We start from the raw sequence: 10,403 nt of genomic DNA on the forward strand, positions 1-10,403 counted from the left end.
CCAGACTCTACGCTTGCCATCTGTCCCGTGTTTTTTGACTTTCCATTCACCTTCGCCATAAACCTTTAGGCCAGTCGCATCAATGGCTAGGTGCTGTATCGCTCCTTTCGTTTTTGTCTTAAATGAGACCTCAACTTGCTTTGCTCTACGACTGATGCAGGTGTAATGCGGACAGCTTAATGGAACATGGGCCAGTCTAAATATCGAGTTGATAAATCCTTGTAACGCTCTCAGTGGCATAGAAAACACGCGTTTCACCATGAGTGCTGTCGTGATAGCTAAATCACTGAATCGACGTGGCCTACCGCGCTTATTCTGTTTGCTTTGCGCCCACCCGCTATCGCCTCTTCATCAATCCAAAAGGTCAGAGAGCCACGGTTAATGAGTGATTGGTTGTATTGCTTCCAGTTGGTTGTTTTGTAAAGAGGTTTAGGCATAGAGCTACGAGAAGTAGTGAACGTAGCTGATCAGATCGTAGGTTCTTGATTTAGTTCCATTGAATTACGCAACAAAGCCAGTTAACGCTACTTGGAATATCAAAAAGAGGAAATAAAGAACTGAGAACGCTATTTATCCATGCCGCAAGGTCAATTTTATGGAAAGATAAGTCGGTCGAAAAATATTTTGGTTCATGGCTTATTGAGCTTAAGAAGCGAAAATCTTTTAACTTGGCTGTGTGGTGAAAAATTGAAAATACAGGGGCATTTTTTGGAATACTTCCCGATTACTATTTGTTTTCGCTAAGAGCCTAAATTATCGATGAAAAACGCCCCTCTTGAAAGGGGTGTAGATTTGAACACACTGTTTTTACATGAACGCCAAGTTACTCTTATCCAGGAGCACTTTAACTCCAGAATACAGGCTAAAAATGACGAAATTACAGTTAACGGCGATTATCGCTAAAACGCCTCTGTCGGATAGGCGGCACCTGTTCCCAGATGCCTCCCTCCTCAGAACCGTACGTGCAACTTTCACTGCATACGGCTCAAGCCTCCACAAAGGCATCGTTAAGCACCCAGTAACAAAATTACCTTTGCGATACACACTTAAAGCTTTAAAACTGCCCCAATGGCCATTTAATGAATAAGAAACCACGGTTCGCTGTCAGAAGACGCACTGATTTTATTCGAAATCATCATTTGTTTTTCTTCTTTAATAAAGTTCTTCAAGCTATCTCGCAACGGGAGACCAGTTAGAAGTCAGCTCGCTTTCGCGCCAGATATAACCTGTATCTACTTCATTACAAAGTAGCATTCGCTTTTTCTAACCTCCTTTACCTGCATACCTATCGGCAACCTTTACAGGCTGCTTTCCCATAGGGAGATATACAGGCTTGCCCTGTTCCGTATGCCGCATAAAATGTCAACTTAGATGCCCACAATGGTGCGGAGAGTGCAATGACCACGAAAGAGTAATGTCCAATCTCTTCCCGACTCTCGTTGCCTTTTGGCTACAGCGTATTAACCACTTCCGCTGCTTCATCATATAACGCGCCTTAAATGGATTCATTATATTCATCATATTGCCCCCCTAGCACTCACCCGACTTGTGGTTGTCAGGAGGAACGTCCTCTAACGATTCTTCCAGCTCAGTCAACAACCAAGCTTCGTTACATTGTCAGAGCCGCTTCTTTATTCAGGCTCCTAGGGGCATCTGGTAGTACAGATGGTTCACCCTTCGTGGTGAACAACGTTTCATACGACTTCAGGTCGCACGGACATTTCTGAGTTACACGTTTTATTAAATTAATATTTCATGAATTATTTAAGGTCTTGTAAAACCTCTAGCCTAGTGGCCAAATTTACTCACCTACAACACGTTAAAACGAGAATACGGAAAGTCAATAAAAACCCTTATAATATATGGGATTTTATTAATTCAATTAATATTGAAAGTTATTTTGATAATAAATAATCATTATTATTTTTTTATATTTATCTAGCTGAGCTATAAAAAGACTTCATTTTTAATATATGGACGTCTTTCTAAATGCCTTTTCAAATACTCTGCTCTCAAGGACGTGTCGCGGACAGAGCAGATCGTATGCTCGAGGGCGCAAAGCTCACAGCAAATAAACTTGCTCTATATTATGACATTACACCTAAGTAGGGCAACGATCGCCTACGAAATCGGATGATTGGAGTGTTGCACTCCAGGAATCTCGAAAGACCCTCGCTCTGTTGCAGACAAAAATCTCCCATTTACTAGCCACTGGCGATAGCCCTGTCCTATTTGCATCAAATACCTGCTCAGCGAGCTTAGCGACACTGCCCGTTGTTGCATCGACTTTTCCTGACATAAAGGTCCTATGGATCGATGCACACAGTGACTTTAATACCCCTGAAACGACAGAAACCGGTTATCTCGGCGGGATGGTATTGGCTGCTACATGCGGCCTGTGGGATAGCGGTTTTGGCGCGGGAGTTAAACCTAATAATGTTGCTTTAATTGGCGTACATGACATCGATGAAAAAGAACTTAACAACGTTAATAATGCAGGTCTCATGCACTTTCCCCCTTCAACTCTGACGCCAGAGTCAGTCATCAAATTCATTGGTGATTCCAAAGTCTGGGTTCATGTGGATTGGGACGTTATGGACCCGGGGCAGATTTCCGCTGACTTCAAAGTCGAGGGAGGCTTGAAAGTCGCCCAATTATTGGATCTATTCGAGTCACTTCCTAACAACCAAATTATGGGCTTAGAACTTGCTGAGTTCTGTGCAGATAGCCACTCGTCAGTAGCCAATACAGAAGGACTAGATCTCATCATTCAAGCCGTGGATGCGCTATTCAAAAAAATAAGAGTTTATAGTCATGGAAATCATCAAAACTAACCCTGCGGCTCTTGCGCCTAATGAGCAACATAAAACCTTGTATACACATGCAGAACTGTTGCAAGAACTGAATCAGTTTTCAAACTGGAAGAAGGAAGCGTGGGAAGAATTCAGTAAGAGAGTCAGCGCCCCTGAGTTCCCTTGCCTGTTTAGCCGCAGAGCGTGGAACTCTAAGACTATCCAAGTGCTGTTTTGTGAGTCGGATGAACACAACACTTACTACCCGTTTTTGCATGGACTGATTGCTTATACGGACATGTTGAATTCCACTCCAGTTAATAAGCGTATGTTCTCGCCATTAGTGGTGTTTTTTTCTCCGGACCTTTCACTTTCAATGGCACCGCACAAGCTTGGTTGGGAAGTCTTAAATTGGACGCATGAGCACGATGTCGCTCAATGGCCTAGGCATATACCTATCGACCCCGAGGCATCTAAATGGACATACTGCTTTAATGGTGTCGAACTGTTTATCAACATGAGCTCAGACAAGCATCAAGTGCTTAGAAATCGGAATCTCGGCTCACGCCTTAATTTTGTGATTAACGCAAGGGAGGTCTTTGACATGGTCGCTAATGGTGAAACGAAAGGTGGCAGGCAGGCTCGAGAGCGTATTCGAAATCGTGTCAAAAAATACAACAACGGAGTGATGCCAACTGAGTTGGGGTTTTATGGAGAAGAAGAAAACCTCGAATGGCGTCAGTATCAGTTGCAAGAAGCTAGTGTGAAACGACCAAGACTGTGTCCCTTCAAATAAAAACTAACGAGAGAACGTAGATGCCTTTATATAACTCAATAACAGAAACTGTTGGATGCACTCCAATTGTCAAACTAAACAATCTTGCTCCAAAGGGAGTCGAGGTTTATGTCAAAGTGGAGTCTTTCAACCCAGCTGGTTCAGTCAAAGATAGGCTTGCACTCTCAATCGTGTTAGACGCTGAAACAAAAGGTTTGCTCAAGAAAGACGACACAATTATTGAATGCACTTCAGGTAATGTTGGAATTGCCTTGGCCATGGTTGCCGCAGCCAGAGGATACAAATTTATCGCCGTAATGGGGGATGGATATTCGCTAGAACGCAGGAAGCTAATTCGCGCTTACGGTGGTGAAGTCATCTTGTTCCCAAGTGAACAAGGTAGTAGCGGCGGTAATCGAATTGCCGACCAGCTTGCAGCTCAGAATGGATGGTTCAGACCCCGCCAGTTCGATAATCCAGCTAACCCTGCTTATCATCGTGAAACGACAGCAAGTGAGATACTCAGTGATTTTTCTGGTAAGCGTTTGGATTACTTTGTCACAGGCTTTGGTACAAGCGGAACTCTTACGGGTATTGGACAGATGCTGAAGGTGGCACGACCGGAGGTTGAAATTGTCGTCCCAGAACCTAAAGGTGCTCAGATCCTCGCAAAGGACCAATGGAAAGTTCACCCCATCCAAGGTTGGACCCCAGATTTCATACCAAGTGTGCTGGATAAGAGTGTGGTGGATAACCTTGTCACTGTTGATGGAAATTTGGGGATCACGACGGCACGTGACTTAGCTCGTCACGAAGGCATTCTTGTTGGTATCTCTGCCGGGGCAACGGTAGCTACAGCTTTAGAAGTGGCTAAATCTGCATCTAAAGGAAGCGTGATATTGGCAATGGCACCAGATACAGGAGAAAGATATTTGTCTACTGAGTTGTTTGATCAACTTGGTAATGAAGAAACGGACCCTTTTATTACAACTTGGAGCGAAGAGTCTATAACAGCTGAATGTAATGCATAGTTCACCCTCTAAATACTGGATTTATGTTAATAGTACACGTGACATGTAAACGCTATCAACGATAATTATCAACGAAAGGAATACTCGTATGGAAAAACGAATTTCATTAAGTGTGTTGGCGTTGGTCATGTTCTGTGTGACCTACTCTGTAAACCTTCAAGCACCTCTTTACAGTGTTTATGCCGAAAACAGTAACATGGGCCCCGCGGCGGTCGCCATCGCCTTTGCTGCCTATGTATTGGGTCTATTGCCTACTCTATTAATGCTAGGGGGTATTTCAAATAAAGTAGGTAGGAAGCAACCCATATTCCTTGCACTATTGTTAAGTGCGGGGGCAACGGCATTGCTCGTCATTCAGCCAAATTGGACCTCGTTATTTGTCGCAAGACTGCTATTGGGTGTTGCTACCGCCTTAACCACAACCTCAGTCTCAGCGTATATATACGACCTTATTGATGAACGAGAACAAAAATTTGGTACGTTGCTAGTGGCCGCGTCTACGTCGTTGGGGTTTGGTAGTGGTGCACTTGCGACAAGTGTGAGCCTAAACGTAGCTGGCATGACAGTGCTGCCATACAGTTACCTCAGTCTATTTCTACTCGTTTCTTTGTTGTTGTTGTTGCTGGTTCGATTGCCGAGCAACCAAACCATAAAACCAAATCTCAAACTCATTACATTGCCTTGCTTCCCCACCAACACGTGGTCGTATGGTTTAGGCATGATGTTAGCTTGGGCTACAACGGGTATGGTCATCGCAATCGTACCAATACTTCTCAATGAGATGGGTTTAAGCGATTGGACTGGCTTAATGGTTTTCCTATCTATTTGCACTGGTTTTTTGACTCAACACATTGCTAAACGCTTGCACCCAAACTCAAGCCTAATATTGGGATGTTTCTTTACGGTATTTGGGTTTAGCCTCATAGCACTTGGCTACTATCATGAATCTATCACGATCATTCTTTTCGGAGCCAGTTGCACTAGCCTTTCAAGTTATGGTTTCACATATATGGCGGGGCTACTTAAGTTTACGAGTAACCATAACATCGACAAGGCAAGCTCTACGGCTGGCATGTACATCTATTCTTATGTCGGATTTTCGATACCTGTAATTACGTCCGGATTCATAGCGCAGCGCTTCGGTAACTGGATGGCGATACTCAGTTTTCTAACACTTCTACTGGCTCTTTGTTTCATTATTGTCGTCGGAAAGTTGATAGAAGGGAAGAAACAAACTCACTTTATGAAAGTTAAGAGCTAGGAAGGCTGAATGTCAGACTCACAGATTTCGCTCATTACAGGAGCAAACAGAGGGATCGGTTTTGAAATTGCAGCAGAACTTGGCAAGCAAGGTCATAAGGTACTGCTTGCTGGTAGAAAAGCAGCAGCAATTAAAGAGGCTGCTGCTAACCTGAACCTCCAAGGTATCGAAGTCTATTGCTTATGTATGGACATTACCGACGACAAATCTATCAAAGAAGCCGTCCATATCGTTGAAACCTTGTTTGGTAAGGTCGATATACTTATAAACAACGCAGCAATAAGGGTTGAAGAATATGGCACACCGCCGTCTGAACAACCACTCATAAAATGGTTTGAAACGTTCAATACAAATTTGTTTGGTACGGTAAACGTAACCCGCAGCTTTTTACCTTTACTCAAGCGCTCAATGAAAGGAAAAATCCTCAATGTATCGAGCTTATTGGGATCGGTGACGTTACATAGTGACACCAAATCATACGCATACACGGATGAATTTAAATCTCTACCAGCGTACAGTGCCTCAAAAAGTGCCCTCAATTCTTGGACTGCTCACCTCGCCTATGAGCTTCGAGATACCTCGATAACGGTAAATAGCATCCATCCCGGCTATACAAAGACCGACTTAAACGATGGCGATGGGATGTTAACCCCAAAAGAAGGAGCCCTCACAGCGATAAAAGTGGCACTTGATGCTGACAGCTTAGTGAGTGGTCAGTTTATTCACATGGAATCCCTTCTTCCCTGGTAGTAAAAGGAATAGTTAAATGCTCGCAACAAAGAAAGTCGCTTTAGTCTCAGATAGTGATAGCCTAGCTGTCGACTATGATATGCCTTATATTCTGGACGCTTTTAAGCGTACTGACGTGGAAGTTGATGTGATATTTTGGGATAGCCCCAACCACGATTGGGCTATGTATGATGTGGTTGTCCTGCGCTCACCGTGGACCTATATGGAGAAAATTGAGCCATTCATTGAATTTTGCCAACAAGTTGAAAATTGTTCAGTACTGCTCAATCCTCTATCGGTGATCAGATGGAACTCAGACAAGAGTTATTTGAAACAACTCGAGAAGCAGGGTGTCCCAATTGTCCCGACAGAAATCATCTACTCAGAAACTGAGATTCAAGCAGCCGTTGCTAATCTTCAAGATAACTACTGGAAAGTTCACGAAGTCGTGATTAAACCAACAGTTGGTGCCTATTCATTCGGTGTCATTCGTCTGTCCATCGAAGATTTAGACAAAATAACTCAGCATGTGCGTTACCTATTAGGACTAGGTAAGGGCGTCATTATTCAACCATACCTACATACGATTGAAGAGCATGGTGAAACGAACATGATTTACTTTGATCATACGTACTCACATGCGATTAAGAAGGAACCTTTGCTCGCACAACGTGGTGAGACTAAAACGCCGGACATGGAATTTCGCAAGCTAAAAGAAGCGAATAGTGAAGAGAAGGCGTTGGCGAAGCGTATATTGAGGTTAGTACAAAGCAATCTTGGTCTTTCTCAACCACTTCTGTACGCGAGATTAGACTTCATTGAAGGTAAAAATGGTCGGCCGCTGCTGCTGGAACTTGAGATAACCGAACCATCACTAAGCCTACCACTTACGCCTGAATGCGTTGATATATTTGTGCAGTCGATTATTGATAAAGCCCCAAAGCCTGTATATATAAAGGATTCTTTGTAACTGCCCTGGTTACCTATAAGCAGTTAATCGGTCTTCGAACATAATTATAAAGCGGTTCAGAACTTGTCGCCATTTGCTTATATGGGCATCGTCCATTGTACGGAGACATCCTGGATCGCTAAGAAGATCGTCTTCCCTGCCACTTCATCCGTTGGGAATAGCTTACTTTTGTTGACGGCTTTCGAGATAAAAAGTGACGGATAAAAATTTAGCCTATGAAGTTTCTGGACAAAAATAAATCAGTACCTTTGCTAAATTAGAAAGTCATGAATAACTACAGGTATGGAAAGTCACTTAATTTGGTGTCCAGTCTTGGCTGTGCAGATCATTGTCTATCTTTACCATCCTGTTTAATGTATTTGCGATAGGCTCATTATGGTCGCATAACACTCGGTAAACACACATAATGAAAGGAATTTATCTATGATATTTAAAGGAATCAGTGCTTTCCCGATCACCCCGATGTCGGATGAACGAATCGACGTGACCGCTTATAGTCAGATTCTTGGCCGTTTAATTAACGCAAGGGTTGATTCTATATGTGCCTTAGGGTCAACAGGTTTATATCCGTATTTAAACGCATCAGAGAAACATAACGCGATTGCTACAGCAGTTGAAATGGCAGGAGAAATTCCTGTCTTGGCTGGCATCGGGTCGCTACGATTAAGGGATGTGCTTGCTAATGCTGAGCAAGCAGAGCAGCTCGGCGTAAAAGGTCTTTTACTCGCGCCTATTTCTTATCATCGGTTATTCGATGAAGAAGTCTATGAACTCTATCGACGTGTATCGGAGAGCGTTTCGGTACCTATCTGTGTATACGACAACCCAGCTGCTACCCATTTTACCTTTAGTCACGAACTCCATGCTGAGATTGCAAAGCTAAAAATGGTGCAGTCAATAAAGTTCCCTGGTGCGCAATTTGAAGATCAGGGTGGATGCCGAGTTCAAGCTCTCAGAAAACTACTGCCAGGCAATGTAACGATTGGAGTTAGTGGTGACGTATTCGCTTCAAATGGCATTCAAGCAGGATGTGACGTTTGGTATTCCGTCCTAGCAGGTTTGTTCCCACTCACCGCTCTATACTTATTTAAGCAAGCCAAAATTTCTTCCCCTGCGCAAGCGAAAGAACTCTCTCTAAGATATGACAGACTGTGGCAATTGTTCTCAGATAATCTCGGTGCCATGAGGGTGATGGTCAGTGCGGCAGAAATATTAGGCTATGCTGAATCCCCATGTTTACCAACCCCTTTGACAGGATTAGATAGTGAATCCAAGCTCATTCTGCAAGAAATTATCTCAGAGTTAGATCTCGCTTAACACTATATGTAGAGTGAAATTTCTTACGGGATTTTTCGACCCAAAATCAAGATGGCAAGCTTTGGACCAAAACCGTGTCAGTGTTTTTACTAATCTAGCTGCCACGGGTAAAATGTGATCTACCCTGTCAGCACGAAGCTGGACACTTCTGAGTTACGAACCATAGAACATCCTGACTTTGCGGATTACTTCTAGTATTACAACCATACGACCACCCTGCATGTTGTTGGCCAAATGCCCTTATCCACTACAGATGGCAATTGCCGACAACAAAAAACTTATACCTAATAAGTCAAAACCTAAAACACCCTCTTTTAGAAGGTAATATCCAGAAACAATACCAATAATAGGTATAACCAAGATATTTAAGTTAGCTGACATCATCAATATACTTCGGCACTTCTGGTAGGTTATTTCATCGAAGAAGACTACCAGTTCATCTCAATATCTATCTGCCTAGGTTTTATCTTGATAACTAACTAATGTATTAAAGTACCTGCCAAGCACTTTATTAAAATCACTAATATAACCACCTACCGAGGTAGGTGGTTTTGAGAGAGAAATCTAAGACTCAGACGTTTGCCGCTAAGGAACAGAGACACACGATGCGTAAAGATAGTCGTCGCTCGGCATAGTGAGCCCAGAGTGACCATTTCTGAGAGATATATTGGCATAGCCCGGACCACGAGACGTTGATGTCCAGTAATTTATCCTGACTGCCCAGCCACGAGCAGTAAACATATTTCCATTTGTGTTGAATAGTCCCCTTAACTCATTCACAGTAGCTAAACGCCAGTTGGTTCGTCCTGCAATACTCTTGGAATTATATGTGTCACACAATGAATCTGCGTTATTCCAATCGAAAATATAGAAATCCCCAGTAGGACCTGAAGTTCCTATTTCTTGTGTAAAACCTTTATTTGTACTGCCTCCTCTACTATCTAGGAACGTTTTGGATGGTGAATTTGTAAACAATTTCCCACTACCAGTATCGAAGATGTCAAGACATGAAGCTCCCGTACTCCTACATGCATAGACCTCCACGTCCACTGTGTTACTGGTGACTCCATCTTTAGTGGCTGTGATCTTTATAAATCCTAACGCTTTGCCAATTAATTGTCCCGGTTCTACAAAATATCCAATGTTCTTGTTATTAGAGCGCCAAATGCTTAAATCAGTTAGCACCTTTGAAGAGTGATCAGAATAATAACCTACTGCGACGAAAGCTTTTTTGTTCCCCTTCCTCATCGTTAATTTACTTGTTCCCCGAATTCCTGATGAGGAGACGCTAATATCGATCCGTTCTAATGTTATTGCTGGTTTTACATCAACCTCTTCTGACAATTCTAAATTACAACCTGCCAAGAAGAGTATAATTAATATATAAAGGGAGATAATTTTATTCATGGCTATAGCTAGTATGGTTATAAATTAAAAATGATTCTTATAAATTCGATTAATAGCAGAGGAAATGACAATCATTTAAGATAATTAATCAATTATTTAACATAAAGCAATGATTTTATAT

10 protein-coding genes and 2 pseudogenes are annotated in these 10,403 nt (G+C 42.6%); 9 read left to right on the forward strand and 3 right to left on the reverse strand.

Features of this window, described 5'->3' with window-relative positions; translation table 11 throughout:
* Positions 1-437, reverse strand: a pseudogene (locus AB4486_RS22340) (IS5 family transposase); the annotation flags it as partial.
* Between the two features lie 135 nt (positions 438-572).
* Between AB4486_RS22340 and AB4486_RS22345 the strand changes: the two are divergent.
* The 8 genes from AB4486_RS22345 (at position 573) to AB4486_RS22380 (ending at position 7,558) form a co-directional block, all read left to right on the forward strand.
* Entirely contained in the window at positions 573-683 is a 111-nt protein-coding gene (locus AB4486_RS22345; RefSeq protein WP_371695879.1) for a hypothetical protein, read from the forward strand.
* Positions 684-868: 185 nt separating this feature from the next.
* Complete coding sequence (locus tag AB4486_RS22350; protein ID WP_139137543.1) at positions 869-1,087, forward strand: hypothetical protein; 219 nt, start codon at positions 869-871, stop codon at positions 1,085-1,087.
* 1,093 nt (positions 1,088-2,180) lie between these two features.
* Positions 2,181-2,834, forward strand: a complete 654-nt coding sequence (locus AB4486_RS22355) for an arginase family protein (protein ID WP_372118657.1) — start codon at positions 2,181-2,183, stop codon at positions 2,832-2,834.
* The gene (locus AB4486_RS22360; RefSeq protein WP_017102335.1) at positions 2,815-3,588 is read left to right on the forward strand and encodes a YqcI/YcgG family protein; all 774 of its coding nucleotides are present in this window, start codon (positions 2,815-2,817) and stop codon (positions 3,586-3,588) included. Before AB4486_RS22355 ends, AB4486_RS22360 begins: the two co-directional genes overlap by 20 nt.
* 20 nt (positions 3,589-3,608) lie before the next feature.
* Positions 3,609-4,598, forward strand: coding sequence for a cysteine synthase A (cysK, locus tag AB4486_RS22365; RefSeq protein ID WP_017100378.1), 990 nt, complete (start codon positions 3,609-3,611; stop codon positions 4,596-4,598).
* 88 nt (positions 4,599-4,686) lie between these two features.
* The gene (locus AB4486_RS22370; protein WP_017100377.1) at positions 4,687-5,859 is read left to right on the forward strand and encodes an MFS transporter; all 1,173 of its coding nucleotides are present in this window, start codon (positions 4,687-4,689) and stop codon (positions 5,857-5,859) included.
* Positions 5,860-5,868: 9 nt separating this feature from the next.
* Positions 5,869-6,609, forward strand: coding sequence for an SDR family NAD(P)-dependent oxidoreductase (locus AB4486_RS22375; RefSeq protein WP_017100376.1), 741 nt, complete (start codon positions 5,869-5,871; stop codon positions 6,607-6,609).
* Between the two features lie 16 nt (positions 6,610-6,625).
* Positions 6,626-7,558, forward strand: coding sequence for a RimK family alpha-L-glutamate ligase (locus AB4486_RS22380; protein ID WP_017100375.1), 933 nt, complete (start codon positions 6,626-6,628; stop codon positions 7,556-7,558).
* A 9-nt stretch (positions 7,559-7,567) separates the two neighbouring features.
* On the opposite strand, the pseudogene AB4486_RS22385 reads toward AB4486_RS22380, so the two are convergent.
* Positions 7,568-7,746: pseudogene (locus AB4486_RS22385) on the reverse strand (IS256 family transposase); the annotation flags it as partial.
* 235 nt (positions 7,747-7,981) lie between these two features.
* On the opposite strand from AB4486_RS22385, the gene AB4486_RS22390 reads away from it, so the two are divergent.
* Complete coding sequence (locus AB4486_RS22390; protein WP_017100374.1) at positions 7,982-8,875, forward strand: dihydrodipicolinate synthase family protein; 894 nt, start codon at positions 7,982-7,984, stop codon at positions 8,873-8,875.
* Between the two features lie 585 nt (positions 8,876-9,460).
* On the opposite strand, the gene AB4486_RS22395 is transcribed toward AB4486_RS22390, so the two are convergent.
* Positions 9,461-10,282 carry a DUF1566 domain-containing protein gene (locus AB4486_RS22395; RefSeq protein WP_371708837.1) on the reverse strand — a complete coding sequence of 274 codons (822 nt, stop codon included), beginning with the start codon at positions 10,280-10,282 and terminating at the stop codon, positions 9,461-9,463.
* Positions 10,283-10,403 lie beyond the last annotated feature (121 nt).

It is taken from the genome of Vibrio sp. 10N.222.55.C6 (genome assembly GCF_041473395.1).
Classification (GTDB): domain Bacteria; phylum Pseudomonadota; class Gammaproteobacteria; order Enterobacterales; family Vibrionaceae; genus Vibrio; species Vibrio crassostreae_C.